Source organism: Microbacterium sp. NPDC090014 (assembly GCF_044748285.1).
In the GTDB taxonomy this organism is placed as follows: domain Bacteria; phylum Actinomycetota; class Actinomycetes; order Actinomycetales; family Microbacteriaceae; genus Microbacterium.
The window spans coordinates 784,619-803,723 of the sequence record NZ_JBIVFS010000002.1 but is presented as its reverse complement, the minus strand read 5'-3'; the positions used below and the strand labels follow the sequence as shown (position 1 = coordinate 803,723).

Annotated in this window: 22 protein-coding genes and 1 tRNA gene; 8 read left to right on the top strand and 15 right to left on the bottom strand. The window is 66.8% G+C overall.

Annotated features, from left to right (window positions below; all coding sequences use genetic code 11):
* The first annotated feature begins 14 nt into the window (after positions 1 to 14).
* A complete protein-coding gene (locus ACIPV5_RS17345; protein WP_400342158.1) occupies positions 15 to 1,247 on the top strand; it encodes an MFS transporter in 1,233 nt (410 codons plus the stop codon).
* On the top strand, positions 1,244 to 1,798 hold the full coding sequence (locus tag ACIPV5_RS17340; protein ID WP_400342096.1) for an NUDIX hydrolase: 555 nt from the start codon (positions 1,244 to 1,246) through the stop codon (positions 1,796 to 1,798). The genes ACIPV5_RS17345 and ACIPV5_RS17340 overlap by 4 nt, the downstream gene beginning before the upstream one ends.
* Positions 1,799 to 1,848: 50 nt before the next feature.
* Here ACIPV5_RS17340 and ACIPV5_RS17335 read toward each other — a convergent pair whose 3' ends face one another.
* Genes ACIPV5_RS17335 through ACIPV5_RS17320 form a run of 4 tightly spaced genes read right to left on the bottom strand, consistent with a single transcriptional unit; the run spans position 1,849 to position 3,617 of the window.
* On the bottom strand, positions 1,849 to 2,259 hold the full coding sequence (locus ACIPV5_RS17335; protein ID WP_400342095.1) for a hypothetical protein: 411 nt from the start codon (positions 2,257 to 2,259) through the stop codon (positions 1,849 to 1,851).
* Positions 2,256 to 2,387 (bottom strand): hypothetical protein, encoded by a 132-nt coding sequence (locus tag ACIPV5_RS17330; protein ID WP_400342093.1) that lies wholly within the window; start codon positions 2,385 to 2,387, stop codon positions 2,256 to 2,258. The genes ACIPV5_RS17335 and ACIPV5_RS17330 overlap by 4 nt, the downstream gene beginning before the upstream one ends.
* A 15-nt stretch (positions 2,388 to 2,402) precedes the next feature.
* Positions 2,403 to 3,395: a hypothetical protein gene (locus tag ACIPV5_RS17325; RefSeq protein ID WP_400342091.1), complete on the bottom strand. Its 993-nt coding sequence runs from the start codon at positions 3,393 to 3,395 to the stop codon at positions 2,403 to 2,405.
* 36 nt (positions 3,396 to 3,431) lie between these two features.
* On the bottom strand, positions 3,432 to 3,617 hold the full coding sequence (locus tag ACIPV5_RS17320) for a hypothetical protein (RefSeq protein WP_400342089.1): 186 nt from the start codon (positions 3,615 to 3,617) through the stop codon (positions 3,432 to 3,434).
* A gap of 199 nt (positions 3,618 to 3,816) precedes the next feature.
* Between ACIPV5_RS17320 and ACIPV5_RS17315 the strand changes: the two genes are divergently transcribed.
* Both ACIPV5_RS17315 and ACIPV5_RS17310 read left to right on the top strand, forming a co-directional pair.
* The gene (locus tag ACIPV5_RS17315) at positions 3,817 to 4,881 is read left to right on the top strand and encodes a DUF262 domain-containing protein (RefSeq protein WP_400342087.1); all 1,065 of its coding nucleotides are present in this window, start codon (positions 3,817 to 3,819) and stop codon (positions 4,879 to 4,881) included.
* 2 nt (positions 4,882 to 4,883) lie between these two features.
* Positions 4,884 to 5,798: a hypothetical protein gene (locus tag ACIPV5_RS17310; RefSeq protein WP_400342086.1), complete on the top strand. Its 915-nt coding sequence runs from the start codon at positions 4,884 to 4,886 to the stop codon at positions 5,796 to 5,798.
* Positions 5,799 to 6,084: 286 nt separating this feature from the next.
* Here ACIPV5_RS17310 and ACIPV5_RS17305 read toward each other — a convergent pair whose 3' ends face one another.
* The 4 genes from ACIPV5_RS17305 to ACIPV5_RS17290 all read right to left on the bottom strand — a co-directional run bounded on the left by ACIPV5_RS17305 (position 6,085) and on the right by ACIPV5_RS17290 (position 9,596).
* A complete protein-coding gene (locus tag ACIPV5_RS17305) occupies positions 6,085 to 6,372 on the bottom strand; it encodes a hypothetical protein (protein WP_400342084.1) in 288 nt (95 codons plus the stop codon).
* 253 nt (positions 6,373 to 6,625) lie between these two features.
* The gene (locus tag ACIPV5_RS17300; RefSeq protein WP_222839455.1) at positions 6,626 to 7,555 is read right to left on the bottom strand and encodes a type II secretion system F family protein; all 930 of its coding nucleotides are present in this window, start codon (positions 7,553 to 7,555) and stop codon (positions 6,626 to 6,628) included.
* 5 nt (positions 7,556 to 7,560) lie between these two features.
* Positions 7,561 to 8,283, bottom strand: coding sequence for a type II secretion system F family protein (locus ACIPV5_RS17295; protein ID WP_372984162.1), 723 nt, complete (start codon positions 8,281 to 8,283; stop codon positions 7,561 to 7,563).
* Positions 8,284 to 8,414: 131 nt separating this feature from the next.
* Positions 8,415 to 9,596 carry a CpaF family protein gene (locus ACIPV5_RS17290; RefSeq protein WP_400342081.1) on the bottom strand — a complete coding sequence of 394 codons (1,182 nt, stop codon included), beginning with the start codon at positions 9,594 to 9,596 and terminating at the stop codon, positions 8,415 to 8,417.
* A gap of 119 nt (positions 9,597 to 9,715) precedes the next feature.
* Between ACIPV5_RS17290 and ACIPV5_RS17285 the strand changes: the two genes are divergently transcribed.
* Positions 9,716 to 9,797 (top strand) — tRNA-Leu (locus ACIPV5_RS17285).
* Between the two features lie 66 nt (positions 9,798 to 9,863).
* Positions 9,864 to 10,634, top strand: coding sequence for a DedA family protein (locus tag ACIPV5_RS17280; RefSeq protein ID WP_053096952.1), 771 nt, complete (start codon positions 9,864 to 9,866; stop codon positions 10,632 to 10,634).
* Between the two features lie 27 nt (positions 10,635 to 10,661).
* On the opposite strand, the gene ACIPV5_RS17275 is transcribed toward ACIPV5_RS17280, so the two are convergent.
* Positions 10,662 to 11,516, bottom strand: a complete 855-nt coding sequence (locus ACIPV5_RS17275) for a Ku protein (RefSeq protein WP_053096954.1) — start codon at positions 11,514 to 11,516, stop codon at positions 10,662 to 10,664.
* A gap of 58 nt (positions 11,517 to 11,574) precedes the next feature.
* On the opposite strand from ACIPV5_RS17275, the gene ligD reads away from it, so the two are divergent.
* Positions 11,575 to 13,551 (top strand): non-homologous end-joining DNA ligase, encoded by a 1,977-nt coding sequence (gene ligD, locus ACIPV5_RS17270; RefSeq protein ID WP_400342079.1) that lies wholly within the window; start codon positions 11,575 to 11,577, stop codon positions 13,549 to 13,551.
* A gap of 3 nt (positions 13,552 to 13,554) precedes the next feature.
* On the opposite strand, the gene ACIPV5_RS17265 is transcribed toward ligD, so the two are convergent.
* The 5 genes from ACIPV5_RS17265 to murI form a co-directional block, all read right to left on the bottom strand.
* Positions 13,555 to 14,475: a cation diffusion facilitator family transporter gene (locus tag ACIPV5_RS17265; protein ID WP_053096956.1), complete on the bottom strand. Its 921-nt coding sequence runs from the start codon at positions 14,473 to 14,475 to the stop codon at positions 13,555 to 13,557.
* An 86-nt stretch (positions 14,476 to 14,561) separates the two neighbouring features.
* Positions 14,562 to 15,137: a dihydrofolate reductase family protein gene (locus ACIPV5_RS17260; RefSeq protein WP_285364260.1), complete on the bottom strand. Its 576-nt coding sequence runs from the start codon at positions 15,135 to 15,137 to the stop codon at positions 14,562 to 14,564.
* Positions 15,138 to 15,193: 56 nt separating this feature from the next.
* Positions 15,194 to 15,787: an RdgB/HAM1 family non-canonical purine NTP pyrophosphatase gene (gene rdgB / locus ACIPV5_RS17255; protein ID WP_053096959.1), complete on the bottom strand. Its 594-nt coding sequence runs from the start codon at positions 15,785 to 15,787 to the stop codon at positions 15,194 to 15,196.
* Complete coding sequence (gene rph, locus ACIPV5_RS17250) at positions 15,787 to 16,521, bottom strand: ribonuclease PH (protein WP_042536503.1); 735 nt, start codon at positions 16,519 to 16,521, stop codon at positions 15,787 to 15,789. The genes rdgB and rph overlap by 1 nt, the downstream gene beginning before the upstream one ends.
* A 45-nt stretch (positions 16,522 to 16,566) precedes the next feature.
* Complete coding sequence (gene murI / locus ACIPV5_RS17245) at positions 16,567 to 17,400, bottom strand: glutamate racemase (protein WP_053096961.1); 834 nt, start codon at positions 17,398 to 17,400, stop codon at positions 16,567 to 16,569.
* A gap of 75 nt (positions 17,401 to 17,475) precedes the next feature.
* On the opposite strand from murI, the gene ACIPV5_RS17240 reads away from it, so the two are divergent.
* The gene (locus ACIPV5_RS17240) at positions 17,476 to 18,801 is read left to right on the top strand and encodes a nicotinate phosphoribosyltransferase (protein ID WP_400342075.1); all 1,326 of its coding nucleotides are present in this window, start codon (positions 17,476 to 17,478) and stop codon (positions 18,799 to 18,801) included.
* A gap of 20 nt (positions 18,802 to 18,821) precedes the next feature.
* Here the strand turns inward: ACIPV5_RS17240 and ACIPV5_RS17235 are convergent, their stop codons facing one another.
* Positions 18,822 to 19,088, bottom strand: coding sequence for a DUF3039 domain-containing protein (locus ACIPV5_RS17235; RefSeq protein WP_053096965.1), 267 nt, complete (start codon positions 19,086 to 19,088; stop codon positions 18,822 to 18,824).
* Positions 19,089 to 19,105: the final 17 nt, after the last annotated feature.

The following is a 19,105-nucleotide window of genomic DNA, read 5'->3' as shown; positions in this document are numbered from 1 at the left end:
GGCGATTCGGACCGATGGTGTACCTCCCGACCGTGCTGTTCTCGCTCGGTGAAGGCGCGGTGATCCCTCTGATCCCGGTGATCGCTGCGCGGATGGGCGCCGACGTCGCCTTCGCCGCCCTGGTGGCATCCGCCCTCGTCGTGGGTCAGCTGTGCGGCAACCTTCCTGCGGGCTGGGCCGTCGCGCGCATCGGCGAGCGCTTCACGATGGTGATCGCGGGTGCGATAGCGATCGTCGCCGGCGTCGGAATGGTGTTCGCCCCCTCGCTGGGCGTGCTGGCCGCCTCCGTGTTCCTCCTGGGGTTCTGCGCGGCCGCCTTCGGCCTGGCGCGTCATGCGTTCATGACGACGAGGGTTCCCCTCGCGTTCCGTGCTCGCGCGCTCTCGCTGCTCGGTGGCAGCTTCCGCCTCGGAATCTTCATCGGGCCGTTCGTCGCCGCTGGGCTCCTGCAGCTGTTCGGTTCGGAATCAGCCGCGATCTGGTTCTTCCTGGGCTGTCTCGTCGTGATGGTGCTGCTCGTGCTGCTGGGCCCCGATCCCGAGAAGACGATCGCCCCGACGACCCCTGTGCGCACCGCCGCACTCGCGGATGATTCCGGCGAACCGGTCACGGGCTCGATTCCGACGACCGCGCGCGCGGGCATCTTCCGCACGATGTGGCAACAGCGCAGCGTGCTCGGACGACTGGGACTCGCCGCCGCGTCGCTGTCCGCGGTGCGATCGGCACGTCAGGTCGTGCTTCCCCTGTGGGGACTCTCACTCGGACTCGACGCCTCGACCATCGCCCTCGTCGTCGGAATCTCGGGAGCGATCGACTTCGCCCTGTTCTACGCCAGCGGCCAGGTGATGGACAGGTTCGGGCGTCTGTGGGCGGCTATGCCGGCGATGGTGCTGATGGGCGCGGGGTTCCTCGCCCTCTCCTTCACGCACGACCTGGAAGCCGCGGTCCTGTGGTTCGGCATGTTCGCCGCCGTGCTCGGGGTGGGCAACGGGCTCTCGAGCGGCATTCTGCTCACACTCGGCGCCGACGTCGCGCCGAAGGAGGAGCCCGCCGCGTTCCTCGGCTCGTGGCGCACGCTGACGGATGCCGGCGGAGCGGCCGCTCCGCTGCTGGTGTCGGCGATCGTCGCGATCGCGTCACTGCCGATCGCCGCAGCGGCGATGGGTGCGATCGGCCTGATCGGCGCGGGTGGATTCATCCGCTGGATCCCGCGTTTCGTTCCGCGCAGCACACAGGAGGAGTCATGACCGCTGCCCTCCGCGCAGACGTGCGCCGCCTGGTCGTCGCGGCTCCGTCGTCGACGGATCACGATCGCGATGTCGCGGCCGACTTCGCGACGTTCTTCGCCGACGATCATGGGCCGGTCTCCCGCGACGACGGTCCCGATCACGCGACCGCTTCGGCGCTCGTGTTCGACCGCTCACTCACTCGCACGCTGCTCGTCTTCCACGCCAAGGGGCAGTTCTGGGTGCAGCCAGGCGGACATCTCGAACCCGACGACACCTCTGTGGCGGATGCCGCTCTGCGCGAGCTGCGGGAGGAGACCGGTGTGGACGTCTCCGCCAGCGCGGAACCGCTCGTGTACGACCTCGATCATCACGCGCTGTCCTCGGCGTTCGTTCGGTGCGCATCCCATCTCGACATCGGGATCGGCGTCGTCATCAGCGACGATGCCTACCTGATCGTGAGCGACGAGTCGGAGGACGTGCGCTGGTGGGCGATCGACGCGCTGCCGTCGCAGGTGCCGCAGGGCTTCGCCGGGCGGGTGCGACGACTGCGCGATCGTCTGGTGAGCTGACGTCGCATCCGGCGGAGGTCGCCCTCGTGCAGGTCGACCCGAGCGAACGATCACCCCAGAGCGGTGCGACTCGTCCCCGTCGCCTCGAGGCGCACCCCGTCGGTCACGAACAGTGACACGAGCGGCGCATGCCACAGGGTCGAGACGGTCACGCGTGCTGAGTGCCCGTCGGGGCTCGACGCTGAATCGAGTCCCACGGGTGACGGCAGCGCGGCGAGCAGTGCGTCGACCTGCTCTCTGACCCCCCGATCGGTGAGGTCCGCCCGTGCCGTCGTTCCGTCCACAGCCAGGGTGAAGCCGTCCGCTCCGGCGAGCGCTGCGGCGTCAGCGATCGCATCCAGCCGCTTCTGCGAGATGTAGAGGTCGGTCGCGCAGACACTCACGAAGATGAGTGCGAGCGCCAGCAGGGCATAGCCGAGCGTCAGCAGCAGCACGCTTCCGTCGTCACCCGCCCCTCTCATCCCGCGCCCCACAGGCGAGAGACCTTCTGGACCGCCGACCCCTCGACTCGGATCGCGGCCGCCGAGTCCGATCCGAAGACCGCCGGCATCAGTGGCAGGGACACCGACGTCGTGACCGTGACGGTCACGACGGCGCCTGCCGACTATTCCGACAGGGAGCGGGGGAATAGCCAGTCAATCGAGTCGTCAACCTCGATCGAACCGTCTGGCCTCACGAAACGACGGGACGACGGCCCGCGCAGTTGAATACGGAAGTTCGCGCCGCGGACGCTGCCCGCAACCTCAAACTCGACCTCGCACACCCACTCCTCTATTGCTTGAAGCTCATCGAGCAAGCTTGAGCGAAATGCCCACCGCGCATCGAAGGGGCCAACGCCCGACTCGGAAACGCGGAGACCGTCGTCTCGAGTCTGCACGGCATCCTTCTTGCTGGAACTTTCGTGATAGGAGGATGGGACTCGACTGCCCCGCTTGCGAAACCTGCCCCCTTCGAGCGTCACGGTTACGGCATGCCACGGCAAGAACGCAGGCATCACAGCGACGTGCTCGAAGTAGATGTGAGAACTCAGGTGGAAGGCAACGTGGTTGCGCGGCACCACCCCGCCGGGCTGAGGCGGCGTCATGGTCAGCTGGGCCGACAGCGGCAGTAGCTCTGGCGCAGCAACCGCGGGATACAACATCCGCAGCAACTCGTGCCGCTTTGCACTGCGAGTTCGAGTGCCCGAGCGTATCGGCACCTCCAACTGGCCTCCACCATCCTCACCGACCTTCACAAGATAAGGAGCACGATCGGTGCGAAACAACAATGCGACAACTCGCTCACTCTCAGAGATCTGGAGCGCGACATGCCTTTGGAGGTCGGGCGCAACCTGATCAAAGCGCATCTCCATCCGCGCCCACCAATCCGCCGGATCTGTGTCATCCAGTGGCGATACGATGCCGGTCTTGTCATCGATCCCCAGGACGTAGATGACGTGCTCCCCCTGAGCCTGATTCGCTGCGGCCGCGAGCTGACGGGCCTTTTCGACGCCCGGCCATCCACGCTTGAACTCAATCCGATCATCCTCGGGGCTCGAGCCCGCCCGCACGGCATCAATGGCTTGCATCACGCGGGCTTCGAGCTGGGTCGCATTCACACCCTCATCATGGCCGATGCGACGCGCTGCTCGCGCTCATCCGGGGCAGTATGCAGTGACGGCGAGCTCATAGATCGCATCGACCTTGCTCTCGGACTCCGAGAACAACAGGCTTGCGAGGGCATCCCGGCCGCCCTCGCACGCGACCTCCCCGTATCTGTCGAGCGTTTCATCGTCCGTGATGTCGAAGCTCAAGCCGTAGCCGGGTGCCTTATCGCGCAAGGCCTGCGCAGGCGAAGCGCAGCCGACTGGGGCAGTAGCGAGGGCCACGCCGATGGCCACGGCAAGCGGTCGCTTAGAGGCTGGCTTCGCGCACGATCTTGTGGCCATCTCTTGCCCTCCCCTACCGCACGCGGAGTGGCGGACAGCCATAACCTAGCCGCTAGAGTCTCGATCAGGGCGTTCCAAAAGGAGAATCATGATGGCAAGTGCAGGCGAGCTCGAGTACGAATACCTCGAGGCGCAGCGCGCAGCGGTGCTCGAGGTTGCAGATCAAGGGCTGATTTCTCTCTCACAACTCGTGCAATCCGGTGCAATCGACATCTCGCCGAAGTTTCAGCGCCGAGATCGGTGGAGCGTCGATCGCCAGTCGTCCCTGATCGAGTCCTTTCTCGTGAACATCCCTGTTCCGCCGGTCTACTTGGCGGAAGACGAAGGGAGGATTGGGCGTTATGCCGTGATCGATGGCAAGCAACGCCTGACCGCGATCGAGGCTTTCTTCTCTGATCGGCTCGTGCTTCGCAACCTGACCCGCCTCGAGTCCCTCAACGGACTGAGGTATTCGACTATGCCCGAGAGCGTCCGTAACTCGCTCGGCATGAAGAGCCTTCGAGTCACCACCCTGCTTCGCCAATCCGATGAGGGACTCAAACATGAGGTGTTTCTGCGCCTCAACACGGGAGGCGAAGTCCTCAACGCTCAGGAGATCCGCAACGTCGCGTATCGAGGACCGCTGAACGACCTGGTTTACACCCTCGCAGAAAACGATTTTCTGCGGAGACAGTTCAAGGTGATACCACCCTCTAGTCCTGCGTTCAGGAAGATGGCTGACGCCGAGTACGTGTTGCGGTTCTTCGCACTCAGCGAGAGGTGGCGACGGTTCAGCGGAGACATCCGTAGAAGCCTGGATATGTACATGGCGGACAACCGCCATGCGAGCTCGGCGGAATTGGCGCGTCTTCGCGATCGGTTCGAAAACGCAGTCACAGTAGCCGAGGCAGTCTGGGGTGACGCGGCGTTCAAGTGGCCCGCGCGCGACCAGGCCTTGGCCGGCCTTTTCGATGCACAGATGGTGGCGATCGCTGAGCTGGGGGCTGGAAAGCAAAGAGAACTCATCGCTGCCGCACCGACCATTCGGCAGCGCGTCGACGCCCTCTTCAAAGACGATGAGTTTGCCGAAGCCGTCAGGCTCGGAACGAACACCCCGGGGCGCCTGCGGTCACGCATCGAGAAGCTGCGCGACGCGCTGACCGCGTCCATCGACTGAAAATGACGTCTGATGCACGAGCAGCTCTGACCCGCGGCGTCGAGGGCCTGAGAGCCGCTTCTCTCGCACCCGTAGTGCGAGCGAGTGATCCCGCCGGAGACATCCTTCGCCGCGGTGTCGCGATCAGCGCTTACAACCTTCTGGAGACCTTCATCGAGGGCCGCCTGGAGGAGCTTACGGTTCACATCAACCTCACTCATCTCCACTTTGCAGACTTGTCGGATCGGCTCCAGCAGCTCGCGACTCAGAACCTCCTGAACGTCGCAAGCGCACGCGCCAGACGAATGACGAAGCAAGACGTGCGCACTTTCGTAGAAGGGCTCGGACGGAGCCTCGCAGCGGTGCACGGGGGTATCAACCTGTCGTCACTGACCTGGTTGTGGTCTGGCAGCAATATGGGCGCCGACGACTTCGTCACGATCTTGAAGGCGTTCCATGTGAAGGACACGATGCGAGCCGTTGATGACCTCGCACATCGGTTCGGCTTCCCCAAGACGCTCGATCCGAAGGGCGAGCTTCATGAGTTCGGCCAGCAGCGGCATCGAGCTGCCCATAACTCGGCTCATCAGATCACGAATCTGTGGATTCCTAGCGCTATCGACCAGCTCGTCAAGTTCTCGATCACTTTCGACGCGTTCGCGTCTGTTGGCGCAGGCGCGCTTCGACGTGGTGACGCGGATTTCCTCGCGGACGACAACTGGACGACTGGGAATCTCGGCATACGGCGGATTACGGAGCGAGCAAACGGCGTCTGGGCTGAGCACACTGAGACCGGCGGCACACGCGCGGTGAAAATCGATCGAGACTTGCATACGTTGACGCTTGCGGCTGCCGGCCGCTGCACTGACCGGGACATCCTCGTGATCTCTGACCAGTCTGGCCAGATCATCGATTGGTCGATCCCGCAGGTTGGATAGCCACGCGTGCGTGCCCACGTAGTCGCGATCCTCCCGCTGCGAGGCATGCGATAGCGGGGCTACCTGCGCCCCAGAACCGGCCTTCGCTCGAATTCGGGGAGGTGGGGGGTGCCTGCGTGCTTCCCTTACGGGACGTGGCCAAGATCACAAATTACACACTTGAAGGTACGACTGGTAGACCGGCTGTCATCAGTGTGAATGGTGCTAGATCCCGGCCGGGCGGCCCCACGGGCGGCGGTGGCACCGAAGCTCACCAGCTCGCCCGATCGACAAACGCGAGCGCCCGTCACCGCATGAAGAACCAGATGGCAGCGACGATGGCGACGGCGCTAGCTGCGACGAGCGCCCATCCGCGCCCGTCCGCGCGGGGCGGACGCCCCTGGGCAGCGGGAGCGCCCAGCTCGTTGCGGATGCGGTCGGCCGTCGCTTCGAGCTCCTCCGACTTCTCCCGTAGCGGGTCGAACATGCTGGCGGTGAAGCTCAGCCGTTGCTTCGAGATCTCTGCGAGCTCAGCCTGCACATCAACAAGTTGCTGTTCGAGCTCGACTCGCCGCTCATCAGACACGCCGGCCATGCGGCTCCCCTCGACGCCTCAGTGTCTCACGGCCCATAACGTCTACGGCGACGATGGCGTAGACCTGGCGGGCCGCCGGTCGAGTCACACTGATGACCAGGGCGCGGCCCTCGTCATCAGTGTGACCAGCACCCATCCGGGTACGTCCCCCGATTCGTCGCCGACGAGATCGTCCATGAGATCGGGGGTGAGCGAGGCATCCCTGGCGGTGCTCCGTGGTCGAGAGGTGTGCATGTCGTCCTTTCGTGGTCGCTCAGCCGATGCCGAGTCGCAGGATGAAGAGACCGGGGTAGATGGCGAAGAGCACGGACAGCGGGAGGATCAGGAAGACGAGCGGGAGGAGCATCAGGATCTCCTTCCGACCGGCCTGTTCGATGAGGACCCGCTTGGCGTCCTCGCGAGCGTCCCCCGCCTGCGCATGCAGGACGGCCGAGAGCGGCGCGCCATGCTCGAGCGCGGCGGTCACCTGGTCGATCGCACGGGAGAGCCCCGGGAGCTGCAGTCGCGCGGCCATCTCCGTGAGCGCGTCGGCGAGCGGCGACCCCGTGCCGACAGCGAGCACCACGCGGCGGAACTCACCGGTCAGTTCGCCGGAGCCGACCGCGGCCACCCGACGCAGCGAGTCCAGGAAGCCTTCACCCGCCGACAGGCACAGCGCGAGGAACTCGAGAGTGGTCGGCAGCTCGTCGGTCAACCGGGCGCGACGCGAAGCGACGCGAGCCGTGAGCCGCATGTCGTATGCGAACCCGGCTGCGGCGCCGAGGATCCCGGGCAGCAGGGCGATCGGCGGGCTCATCCGGCCCGTGATCGCGAACACGATCACAGCGATCGAGCCGATGACGATGCCGGCGAGCACCCAGCCGAGCTGACGCCCGCGGAAGGCCCCCTGCTCCAGAGGAATCCCCGCCTGCTCGATCCTCCGATGCAGAGCATCGCCGCCGCCCACAAGGCGTTCGAAGAGCACACGTGACCGAAGCCAGAATGCGCGGTCACCCGCGGAGAGCACGCCGACTCGCGGGAGCGCGTTCCCGGGCAGGTCTTCATCGGCGACCGCATCGCGCACATAGGGCGCGATGCGCAGAGCCAGCGGCGCTGCCGACCACCGTGGAAGCGACGCGAGTATGCAGAGCAACCCCATGCCGAGTGTTCCGCCGCCGAGCACGGCGACGGCGATCGCGGACATCGGGTTCACCCGAACCACCGACCCGGCTCGGCGAGCCGACCGATACGGATCATCAAGCGATAGGCGATCACCGACACGGCAGCTCCCCCGCAGATCACCAGCATCCCTTCACCGGTGCCGTAGGCGGCCGCGCCCTCAGGGCGCAGCACCAGCAGGCCGAGGATCACCCAGGGCGCGACGGCACCGAGCACGGCAGCGCCTCGGATCCATGACTGTCTGGCTTCGACCTCGCCGCGCAGCACGGCGTCCGCGCGCACCGACGACGACAGCGCGCGGAGGACGCCTGTGAGCTCGGTGCCGCCGACCTGTCGCGCCATACGGAGCGTCTCGATGATCCGATCGGCGATGGGATCAGCCAACGCCGCCTTCAGCCGGTCGAGGCTCGTCTCGAAGCGGCCCGTGGCGCGCAGGTCTCTGGCGAACACGGCGAAGGCCGGCCGCATCATCGTCGGCGATGACTCGGCCAGACTCGCGACGGCGTCCGGCAGTGACAGTCCGACACGGATGGATGCGATCAGCAGGTCACAGACGTCGGGCCAGAGCTGGCGACGAAGTCTGCGCAGCCGGAGGCGTCGGGAACGCACGAAGACGATCGGCACGACGGCCGCGGTCGCGCCTGCCAAACCCGCGAGGACGGGGATGGCTGTGAAGAGCCAGGCAGAGGAAGCGGCGGCGAGCGCGACCGTCAGCATCACCAGCAGGAGCGTGCGCGGGCTGACAGATGCCATGCCGCCCTCTTCGAGAAGGCGAGTCAGACGTCCGCGGTGCCGGACCCTTCCTCCGTCTTGAGGCGGGGGCCAGAGCCACGGCGATGCGCACAGCAGCAGACCGGCGGCGAGCATCGCACCGAGCAGGACCGTCACAGAGTGCCTCCGCGACGCCACGCCGTCTGTTCAGTGGACGCCTCGTCGCCGCGGATGTACACGGTTCGCGTGATGATCCGGCCGTCGACCACCGCGCCCGTCGGTGCGATGACCTCGTGCACCCGTCGCACTCCGGTGTCGTCACGCACGCAGTGCACCACGAGATCGACCGCGCCGGCGAGGGCCGGCACGATGAACGATCGATCGATGTTCCGTCCCGCGAGGAGCGGCAGAAGCGTGAGCTTGTCGAGCGCCTCGGCCGCGGAGTTCGCGTGCACGGTCGCAGCACCCGGTACACCCGTGTTGAGTGCGAGGACGAGGTCGAGCGCCTCCGCATCTCTGACTTCGCCGACGACGAGGCGATCGGGTCGCATCCTCAGCGCCTCCTTCACGAGCCTGCGCAGCGTGATCTCCCCCGTTCCCTCCAGACTCGCCTGACGCCCCTGCAAGGACACGACATCCGGTCCCTGCACCGCGAGCTCGAAGGTCTCCTCGACGGTGATGATCCGCTGACGGGCGGCGCACGAGTCGAGCAGCGCACCGAGGAAGGTGGTCTTGCCTGCGTGGGTGGCACCGGACACGACGACGCTCCTGCCCGCGCGCATCGCGTCACGCAGCATCGCGGCCAGGTCCGGAGTCAGCGCCCCGTGGTCGACGAGCGCCTCGAGGCTTCGATACCGGGGCAGGAACTTGCGGATGTTGACGGACCACGATCCGCGGACGACATCCGCGATCGCGACATGCAGTCTCGACCCGTCGGGAAGAGACGCATCCACGAACGGCTGACTGATGTCGACACGGCGCCCTGTCGACTGCAGCATCCGCTCGATGAGATCGCGCAACGACGATTCCGTGAGACGCATCTCGATCCGCTCGGCGACCCCTCCGCGTGCGACGTGGATGCTCTCGGGGCCGTTGAGCCAGATCTCCTCGAGCTCAGGGTCGTCGAGGAGCGACTGCAACGGCCCGAAGCCGCTGACCGCCGCGAGCACGTCACGCACGCATGCTGCTTCGTCGTCGATCACCGCCGCGCCTCGCGCCAGCGCCAGATCGTTGAACTTGCGCACCTCGGCGAGCGTGACCGAGCGCGCTGCCGAGGAGTCGAACGTCGGGTCCGTTCCTTCGGCGCGGAGCCGCTGACGAACGCGCTCGGCGACGAGGACGGAGGGCTGGATCACCCGAGCATCCTCGCAAGGATCGGGTGACACGCGCCGGAGTTATCCACAGCGGCGGCGGGCTCCTGCGGGCGGATCCCCAGCAACGCACGATCCCCCGATCAGTAGACTTATCCCAGCGCGCGGGAGTGGTGAAATTGGCAGACACGCAGGATTTAGGTTCCTGTGCCCTAGGGCGTGTGGGTTCAAGTCCCACCTTCCGCACCGATCTGTCGCACCCCCTGCGACCGACGACTTGACCGCCGCACAGCGCACGACGACGGGAAATCCATGCATCACGCCGCTCTCATCCCCTGGCTCGACCCCGCCACGATCATCGGCTCGGCCGGCCCCTGGGCGCTTCTCGTGGTGTGCTTCATCGTCTTCGCGGAGACGGGCCTTCTGGTCGGGTTCCTGCTTCCTGGCGACACGCTGCTCGTGATCTCAGGACTCCTGTCGCACCCGATCGCGGGTTCGGAGCACGGGGTGTTCGGCATCAACGTGTGGATCGTCGCGCTGCTCATCGGGCTCTCGGCGTTCGTCGGCGGTGAGGTCGGCTACCTCATCGGCCACAAGGGCGGACCCGCAGTCTTCGAACGCAAGGAATCGGGCCTGTTCAGCAAGAAGAACGTCGAGCGGACGAACGCCTTCTTCGAGCGTTTCGGCGGCATCACCGTCATCCTCGCCCGCTTCGTGCCGATCGTGCGCACCTTCGCCCCGGTCGCCGCCGGCGTGGGCCACATGCCATGGCGCCGCTACACGCTGTACAACCTCATCGGTGCGATCCTCTGGGGCTTCGGTCTGACGATGTTCGGGTACGCCATCGGCTTCATCCCGCCGGTCGCGCACTTCGTCGAGAGCTACATCGACCTGATCCTGCTCGCTGCCGTCGGCGGCACGGCACTCATCACGCTCTGGCACTACCTGTCCGAGCGTCACAAGGCGAAGAAGGAAGCCGCGGCCGGCGAGGGTGAGACAGACGCCACCGAGGCCGAAGGACTCGCCCTCGACCCCGAGGTCTTCGACCGTGCTCCGGACTTCGACGGAGACGGCAAGCACTGATCTCGGTGCAGAAGAAGGCGGGCTGTCTCAGCCCGCCTTCTTCTTGCTCGGGCTCTTCTTCGTGCTCGCCTTGTCGCCGGTCGACTCCGACCGAGCGGCCTTGGTGCGAGCCACACTGGCGCGCAGCGCCTCCATCAGGTCGATGACCTCACCGCTCTTGGCATCGCCCTCGGCCTCGCCGAAGGTGTCCGAGACATCGAACGTGTCGCCCGCCTCGATCTTCGCATCGATCAGAGTGCGCAACTCCTTCTGGTACTCGTCGACGAACGACTCAGGATCGAAGTCAGCCGAATAGCTGTCTACGAGGGACGCCGAGAGCTCGAGCTCCTTCTTCGAAATCCTCACATCCTCGTCGAGCACCGGGAACGCCGCCTCACGCACCTCGTCGGCCCACAGCAGCGTCTGCAGCACGAGCACCTTGCCACGCACACGGAGTGCGGCCAGTCGGGTCTTCTGTCGCAGCGTGAAGCGCACGATCGCCGTGCGGTCGGTCTGTTCGAGCGTCTTGCGCAGCAGCACGTACGCCTTCGGTGACTTGGAGTCCGGTTCGAGGTAGTACGGCTTGTCGAGGGTCAGCAGATCGACCTGGTCGGAGGGCACGAACTCGACGACGTCGATCTCGCGGCTCTTCTCCGCCGGCAGCGCCGCCAGATCGTCCTTCGTGAGCACGACCGTCTGCCCTTCCTCGACGTAGGCGCGATCGATGTCGGCGTAGGCGACGGTCTCGCCGCACACCTCACAGGTGCGCTGGTACCGGATCCGGCCGCCGTCCTTCTCGTGCACCTGGTGCAGCGGCACATCATGGTCCTCGGTGGCGGAATACACCTTGACGGGCACGTTCACGAGGCCGAAGGTGAGCGCGCCTTTCCAGATCGTTCTCATGACCCCAGTGAACACCAGCCGCGCGGCTCACGGCCAGTACCTTGACTACGCTGGCGTCATGGTCGCAGAGGCGCAGAACGTGCAGATCGATGGCCGCCGGCTGCGCATCACCAACCTCGACAAGGTCGTCTACCCCGAGACCGGCACCACGAAGGGCGAGATCATCGCCTACTACACGGCGATCGCGCCGCACCTCCTCCCTCTGCTCGCGGGCCGCCCCGTGACCCGCAAGCGCTGGGTGGAAGGGGTGGGGACCGCGGATGCTCCCGCCGACGCGTTCTTCACGAAGCAGCTCGAGCCGGGAGCTCCGGAATGGATCCCCCGACAGCCGATCCGGCACTCGGACGGCCCCAAGGAGTATCCCCTCGTCCAGGACGTTCCCACGCTGGTCTGGCTCGCGCAGGTCGCCGCGATCGAGCTGCACGTGCCGCAGTGGCGCTTCGCCTCCGACGGCATGCCGGGAAAGCCGGATCGGCTCGTCCTGGATCTCGACCCGGGCCCGGGGGTCGGGCTCGCCCAGTGCGCCGAGGTCGCACGGATCGCACGCAGCCTGCTCAGCGACATCGGACTCGATCCGGTGCCCGTGACCAGCGGAAGCAAAGGCATCCACCTCTACGCCGCCCTCCCCGGGCAGCAGACGAGCGCAGAGATATCCGCGGTCGTGAAGGAGATCGCCCGTCTGATCGAGACCGAGCATCCGGATCTCGCCACGAGCACGATGGCCAAGGCTGCGCGCGGCGGCAAGGTCTTTCTCGACTGGAGCCAGAACAACGGCAAGAAGACGACGATCTCGCCGTACTCGATGCGTGGTCGCGCGCACCCCTGGGTGGCGGCTCCGCGCACCTGGGACGAACTCGACGACCCCGACCTCGCGCAGCTCGACTTCGCGACGGTGCTCGAGCGTGCGGGTTCCGGGCAGGACCCCATCGCTCCGCTTCTCGCCGCCCAGGAGGGCCCCCCGGAGACCACCTCTGCGCCGGGCCCCCGCGTCGACGCACACGGCGCGAACTCGCATGCGAGCCGCCACCGCCCGCGGACGACCGGTGCGGCACCACTGGCCTCGTCGTCTCCCCCCTCCGTCTCCCCCATGCTGGCCGAGAACGGCACGCCGGCGATCGCCCGCACTCTGAGCTCGCCGTCGTGGGTGGAGGTGAAGTGGGACGGCATCAGGGCCATCGGCACCTGGGCGGACGGACGGATGCTGCTGCATGCCCGCAGCGGCACCGACATCACGGCCCGCTACCCCGAGCTGACTGCCGACGGCGCGCCGTTCCTGCCCGTGTCCGATGCGATCATCGATGGCGAGATCGTCGCCTTCGATGCGCAGGGCAGGCCGAGCTTCTCGATGCTGCAGAACCGCATGCACCTGACCCGGCCCCGCGAGATCGAACGCGAGGTCGTGCGCACGCCCATCGTCTACATGGCTTTCGATCTGCTCCGACTGAACGGTCACGACCTCAGCACCATGGCGCTGTCGGAGCGACGGACCCTCCTCGAGGAGGTCGTCGCCGACCTCGATGCGCCGGTGCAGGTCCCGCCCGTGTTCGACGATCTCGACGCCGCTCTCGCGGCGAGCGACGAGTTCGGCCTCGAGGGCGTCGTCGTCAAGGATCCGTCCTCGCGGTACCGTCCGGGCCAGCGCTCACCGGCCTGGCTGAAGATCAAGCACACCCGCATGCAGGAGGTCGTGATCGTCGGTATCCGCCCCGGCAAGGGCGACCGGGAGGGCACGTTCGGCTCCCTGCTGCTCGCGGTCCCCGAGTCCGGACGGCTGCGCTATGTCGGTCGCGTCGGCACGGGATTCACCGACCGGATGCTGCGCGACCTGCTGAGCCGGCTCGCTCCCCTGCGCACCGACTCCGCGCCCCTCGAGGACGTGCCCGCGCTCGATGCGTCGGATGCGCTCTGGGTCCGACCTGAGCTCGTCGGCGAGGTCGAGTTCGCGAACTGGACCCCGGACGGCGTTCTGCGTCACTCCCGTTGGCGGGGACTCCGGCCGGATAAGACTCCCGACGAGGTGATCGTCGAGTCCTGACCGTCAGGCGTGGTGCGGTTGGCAGTCGGACTGCTCCGCGGGCTCGATCTGGAAGGTCGAGTGAGCGACGTCGAAGTGGTGCGACAGACACGACTGGAGGTCGCTCAGCAGCTTCGCCGAACGTCCATCGGCGAGGAGAGCCGGGTCGACGCTGACGTGCGCACTGAACACCGGAGCACCGCGAGTGAGCTGCCAGACGTGCACGTCATGCACGCCGACGACTCCGTCGTAGTCGAGGAGGTGCTGTCGGATCTCGCTGACCGCAGTGCCCTGGGGCGCTGATTCGGAGAGCACCGAGAACACCTCGCGGAGCAGCGCGATGGCTCGCGGGATGATGAGCACGGCGATCATGATCGACGCGAGCGCGTCGGCGGGCATCCATCCGGTCGTGACGATCACGATCGCTGCGATGATCACCATCGCCGACCCGATCAGGTCGCCCATCACCTCGAGGTAGGCGCCGCGGACGTTCATGCTGGTGCGCTGCGCGCGGCTCAGCAGCCACATCGAGATGGCGTTCGCGACAAGACCCACGACGGCGACGATGAGCATCAGCCCGCCGACCACCTCGGTCTCCCCCGGGTTGATCAGACGACCGATGGCCTCCACCCCCACCCACCCGGCGAGGAGGATCAGGATGATCGCGTTGATGAGCGCCCCGAACACCTCGGCGCGCTGGTATCCGAACGTGCGGCGGTCGTCGGCAGGTCGGGCGGCGACGGCCGCCGCGATGAGCGCGATCACCAGAGCCGAGGCGTCTGTGAACATGTGAGCCGCATCCGCCAGCAGCGCGAGAGAACCGGTCAGCAGTGCACCCACGATCTGCACGACCATGATCGTCGCGGTCAGTGTCAGCGAGATCGCCAGAAGACGGCGATGGTTCGCGGAGCGGATGCCGCCCGCGGCGGGCGCATGATCGTGCATGTCTCCAGGCTAGACCGGCTCGCACACCCGCCGGCGGGTCCCAGCCCAGTCGGGAATGGTGATGATTCTCAGTAACCGCGGGGCCGTCAGCGCTGGCGAGAGTATTCGAGCACGACGCACCCGTTGTCGAACGAGCGCACCTGGTCGAGACGGAACTGGGTCGGGGCGAAGGGGTGGCTCGCCATCGGGATGCCGGACCCCGCGATCGTCGGGTATTTCTTGACGATGAGGCGATCGATCTCGTCGAGAAGCACCCCGGCGAGCCCGGCCCCACCCGCGAGGTAGATGCCGAGGCCGGGTTCCGCCTTGAGCGCGCGGACCCGCGCGACAGGATCGGTGCGCACGATCTCGACGTTGGCTTCGCCCGGATCGTCCAGCGAGCGACTGAACACGACGGTCCGCAACTGCGAGTACGGGTCTGTGATGCCGACCTGCAGTGCGGGTTCGTAGGTCCGACGCCCCATCACGACGGTGTCGAAGCGGGTGACCGCTGCGCTTGCGCCGCCCCGCGCCGCGCGCACATGCGCAGGCTGGATGTCGGGGAGTTCCGTGCCGAGAGCGTCGGCGAACGCAGCGGTCACGGGGAAGAAATCGACCTCGTCGTCCGGGCCGGCGATGAATCCGTCGAGCGTGACGCCGACGTAGTAGGTGAGTTCTCGCATGTCGTCAGAGTAACCACTACGCATGAAGTACGTCAACCGTAGTGAATACCGCCGACTCAGAGAGCGGCGAGCAACGGCAGCAGTTCCGCGAACGCGCGCGCACGGTGCGACTGCGCCTGCTTCTCGCCTGCAGTGAAATCGCCGACCGTGCGCTCCGCCCCCTCGGGCTGTCCGTCCGGGACGAAGATGGGGTCGTAACCGAATCCGCCGCCTCCGGATGCTTCGCGCGCGAGACGTCCCGGCCAGTTCCCGACGACCACGTGCTCGGCTCCGTCCGGAGTCACGAGCGCGATCGTCGAGTTGAAGTGAGCAGCGCGGTGAGGATCCGCGATGTCGCGCAGCTGGTCGAGCAGCAGCTCGAGGTTCGCCGCGGCATCCTTCTTCTGCCCCGCCCAATAGGCCGAGAAGACACCGGGCGACCCGCCCAGCACGTCGACGCAGATGCCGGAGTCGTCGGCGAGCGCCGCGAGTCCCGTGTGCGCCGACGCGGCGCGAGCCTTGATCAGCGCGTTCTCCGCGAACGTGACGCCGTCCTCGACGGGCTCCGGTCCGTCATACGCGATGATCTCGAGATCAGGGCGAGCGGATGCCACGATCTGTTGGAACTCCGCGACCTTGTGCGGATTGTGCGTGGCGAGGACGACCTTCATCAGCCCGCGAGCGCCTTCAGCTGGTGATCCTTCAGGTCGGCGCAGCCCGCGACGCCCAGGTCGAGCAGGGCGTCGAGCTCGCGCTTGTCGAACGGCGCTCCTTCAGCCGTGCCCTGCACCTCGACGAAGAGCCCGCGGCCCGTGACCACGATGTTCATGTCGGTCTCGGCGCGGACGTCCTCGACATATGCCAGATCCAGCATGGGCTCGCCGTCGATGATCCCCACCGAGATCGCAGCCACGGAGTCGAGCAACGGCGTCGCGTTCTTGCCGATGAACTTCTTCTCGCGTCCCCACTCGATCGCATCTGCGAGGGCGACGTACGCTCCGGTGATCGCGGCGGTGCGGGTGCCTCCGTCGGCCTGCAGCACGTCGCAGTCGATCACGATCGTGTTCTCACCCAGCGCCTTGGTGTCGACCACTGCGCGCAGAGCACGGCCGATCAGCCGCGAGATCTCGTGCGTGCGCCCGCCGATGCGCCCCTTGACGCTCTCCCGGTCGTTGCGGCTGTTGGTCGCACGGGGCAGCATCGAGTACTCCGCCGTCACCCACCCCTTGCCCTTGCCGGTCAGCCAGCGAGGAACGCCATTCGTGAATGATGCCGTGCACAGCACCTTGGTTCCGCCGAAGCTGATCAGAGCCGAGCCCTCGGCGTGGCTGCTCCACCCGCGCTCGATCGTGATCTCGCGGAGCTGGTCGGTGGAACGGCCGTCGGCGCGGACGATGCTGGTCATGGGATTCCTTCGGTGGAGGCGGATGAAGCGGATGCTGCGGTCGGGCTACTGTCCGGGGACAGGCTCCGGAAGCGTGATGACACCGGTCTGCACGAGCTGCACGTCGCGCACCTCCCGGCCCATCAGGCGGTTGGCGAGGGCGGTGAACTCGGTCGTCGAGTCCCCCGTCGCCTCGTAGACGTACGTGGCCGTGGCGTCGGGAGACGCGAGAAGATCGCCTCGCACGAGCTGGCGATAGACATCCCCGGCGGTCTCGTCATCACTCGAGACGAGGGTCACCCCCTCCCCCATCACGTAGCTGATCGCGCCACGCAGGAATGGGTAGTGGGTGCAGCCGAGAACGAGTGTGTCGACATCCGCCTCGCGGAGCGGCGCGAGGTACTCCTCGGCGGTGGCGAGCACTTCAGGCGTGCCGGTGATGCCCCCCTCGACGAACTCGACGAAGCGCGGGCACGCCGCGGTGAAGACCTCGAGCCGTTCGTTCACCTCGAGCATGTCCTGGTAGGCGCGGGAGCCGATCGTCCCCACGGTGCCGATGACCCCGACGCGGCCGTTGCGAGTCGTCGACACGGCTCGTCGCACTGCCGGGCCGATCACCTCGACGACCGGAATGTCGTAGCGCTCTCTGGCGTCGCGCAGCATGGCCGCCGATGCCGTGTTGCAGGCGATCACGAGCATCTTGACGCCCTGGTCGACCAGGGAATCGAGCACTTCGAGGCTGTAGCGCCGCACGTCCGCGATCGGCTTGGGGCCATAGGGCGAGTGAGCCGTGTCGCCGATGTAGACGAACGATTCCCGGGGCAGCTGGGCTCGGATGGCCCGGGCCACCGTGAGTCCGCCGACACCGGAGTCGAAGATTCCGATCGGGGCGTCGTTCATGACTACCCAGCCTACCCGCGTGCGGCGCGCGTCACGCTCAGCGACCCGGACGGCTCCCCTCACTAAGCTGAGCGGATGACGACGTCCACGGCGCTTCTGACCGATCGTTACGAACTGACCATGCTCGCCGCCGCACTGCGCGACGGCACCGCATCACGGCCGAGCGTGTTCGAACTGTTCTCACGCAGGTTGTCGGGAGGACGACGTTTCGGAGTCGTCGCCGGTACCGGTCGGCTCCTCACGCTGCTGCGACAGTTCCGCTTCGAGGATGACGAACTGCGATTCCTGCGTGACAACCAGGTGGTGGATGCCGAGTCCCTGACCTACCTCGAGAACTACCGCTTCACCGGCTCCATCCGTGGCTACCGCGAGGGCGAGCTGTACTTCCCCGGCTCCCCCATCCTCACGGTCGAGGGCAGCTTCGCCGACGCTGTCGTGCTCGAGACCCTGGCTCTCAGCGTGCTCAACCACGACTCCGCCGTCGCCACCGCCGCCTCCCGCATGAGCATCGCGGCGGGCGAGCGTCCGCTGGCCGAGATGGGCTCTCGGCGTGCCGCAGAGCAGTCCGCCGTCGCAGCCGCGCGCGCGGCCTACATCGCCGGTTTCCGGGCCACGAGCAACCTCGAGGCCGGACGACGCTGGGGTATTCCCACCATGGGCACGGCCGCGCACTCCTGGACCCTGCTGCACGAAACCGAAGAGGAGGCGTTCCGCTCGCAGATCGACTCCCTGGGAACCGACACCACCCTGCTCGTCGACACCTACGACATCCGCGCCGGGGTCGAGACGGCCATCCGCGTCGCAGGTACGGGACTCGGCGGCGTGCGGATCGACTCGGGTGACCTGCCGATCGTCGCCGCCGAGGTGCGGGCGCAGCTCGACGAGCTCGGTGCGACCGGGACACGCATCACGGTCACGAGCGACCTCGACGAGTATGCGATCGCCGCGCTGGCCGCGTCGCCCGTCGACGCTTACGGCGTGGGCACGTCGGTGGTCACGGGATCCGGATACCCCACCGCGAGCATGGTCTACAAGCTCGTGGCGCGGCAGGACTCGGACGGCGCATGGATCGGCGTCGCGAAGGCGTCGACCGACAAGGCATCTCACGGCGGGCGCAAAGCAGCGTTCCGCACCCTCGTCGACGGGGTGGCGGAGGCAGAGACCGTCGTCGTCTCCGACGGATTCGAGGAACTCGACACCCCGGCCGAGCATTCGGACGGGCGGGCGCTGCAGACGACCTTCGTCGAGAACGGCGATATCGACGACTCGTTCGAAGGACCCGAGGGAACGGCCTCCGCCCGAGCGCACCATCTGCGGGTGCGGGAGGAGCTTCCGGTCAGAGCGCTCGCCCTGAGCAAGTCCGACCCGGCGATCCCCACCGTCTACGTCGACGCGAGCTGACGCGGCCGAGGCGGTTCAGTTCAGCCGACCATCGATTCGTAGATCTCCTTGCACGTGGGGCAGATCGGGAACTTCTCCGGATCACGGCCCGGCGTCCACTTCTTGCCGCACAGCGCACGCACCGGCTTACCGGTGATCGCCGATTCGAGGATCTTGTCCTTCTTGACGTAATGAGAGAAGCGCTCGTGGTCGCCCGGCTCGACATTCTCCTCGCGGAGGAGTTCTTCCAGTTCGCGATCAAGCGTTGCCACGCCGCCCTGATCGGGGCTGTCCAGCGGAGTACTCATGCCGAGAGTCTAGCCTC

What these genes read in the sequence shown, in the direction of transcription:
- rdgB (WP_053096959.1), bottom strand. Translation starts at nt 15,787, where the DNA reads ATGAAGGTCGTCCTCGCCACGCACAATCCGCACAAGGTCGCGGAGTTC.
- ACIPV5_RS17345 (WP_400342158.1), top strand. Translation starts at nt 15, where the DNA reads ATGGTGTACCTCCCGACCGTGCTGTTCTCGCTCGGTGAAGGCGCGGTG.
- ACIPV5_RS17295 (WP_372984162.1), bottom strand. Translation starts at nt 8,283, where the DNA reads ATGGCATCTGTCAGCCCGCGCACGCTCCTGCTGGTGATGCTGACGGTC.
- ACIPV5_RS17265 (WP_053096956.1), bottom strand. Translation starts at nt 14,475, where the DNA reads ATGCACGATCATGCGCCCGCCGCGGGCGGCATCCGCTCCGCGAACCAT.
- ACIPV5_RS17235 (WP_053096965.1), bottom strand. Translation starts at nt 19,088, where the DNA reads ATGAGTACTCCGCTGGACAGCCCCGATCAGGGCGGCGTGGCAACGCTT.
- ACIPV5_RS17310 (WP_400342086.1), top strand. Translation starts at nt 4,884, where the DNA reads ATGACGTCTGATGCACGAGCAGCTCTGACCCGCGGCGTCGAGGGCCTG.
- ACIPV5_RS17280 (WP_053096952.1), top strand. Translation starts at nt 9,864, where the DNA reads ATGCATCACGCCGCTCTCATCCCCTGGCTCGACCCCGCCACGATCATC.
- ACIPV5_RS17340 (WP_400342096.1), top strand. Translation starts at nt 1,244, where the DNA reads ATGACCGCTGCCCTCCGCGCAGACGTGCGCCGCCTGGTCGTCGCGGCT.
- ACIPV5_RS17335 (WP_400342095.1), bottom strand. Translation starts at nt 2,259, where the DNA reads ATGAGAGGGGCGGGTGACGACGGAAGCGTGCTGCTGCTGACGCTCGGC.
- rph (WP_042536503.1), bottom strand. Translation starts at nt 16,521, where the DNA reads ATGACCAGCATCGTCCGCGCCGACGGCCGTTCCACCGACCAGCTCCGC.
- ACIPV5_RS17300 (WP_222839455.1), bottom strand. Translation starts at nt 7,555, where the DNA reads ATGTCCGCGATCGCCGTCGCCGTGCTCGGCGGCGGAACACTCGGCATG.
- ACIPV5_RS17240 (WP_400342075.1), top strand. Translation starts at nt 17,476, where the DNA reads ATGACGACGTCCACGGCGCTTCTGACCGATCGTTACGAACTGACCATG.
- murI (WP_053096961.1), bottom strand. Translation starts at nt 17,400, where the DNA reads ATGAACGACGCCCCGATCGGAATCTTCGACTCCGGTGTCGGCGGACTC.
- ACIPV5_RS17305 (WP_400342084.1), bottom strand. Translation starts at nt 6,372, where the DNA reads ATGGCCGGCGTGTCTGATGAGCGGCGAGTCGAGCTCGAACAGCAACTT.
- ACIPV5_RS17260 (WP_285364260.1), bottom strand. Translation starts at nt 15,137, where the DNA reads ATGCGAGAACTCACCTACTACGTCGGCGTCACGCTCGACGGATTCATC.
- ACIPV5_RS17275 (WP_053096954.1), bottom strand. Translation starts at nt 11,516, where the DNA reads ATGAGAACGATCTGGAAAGGCGCGCTCACCTTCGGCCTCGTGAACGTG.
- ligD (WP_400342079.1), top strand. Translation starts at nt 11,575, where the DNA reads ATGGTCGCAGAGGCGCAGAACGTGCAGATCGATGGCCGCCGGCTGCGC.
- ACIPV5_RS17315 (WP_400342087.1), top strand. Translation starts at nt 3,817, where the DNA reads ATGGCAAGTGCAGGCGAGCTCGAGTACGAATACCTCGAGGCGCAGCGC.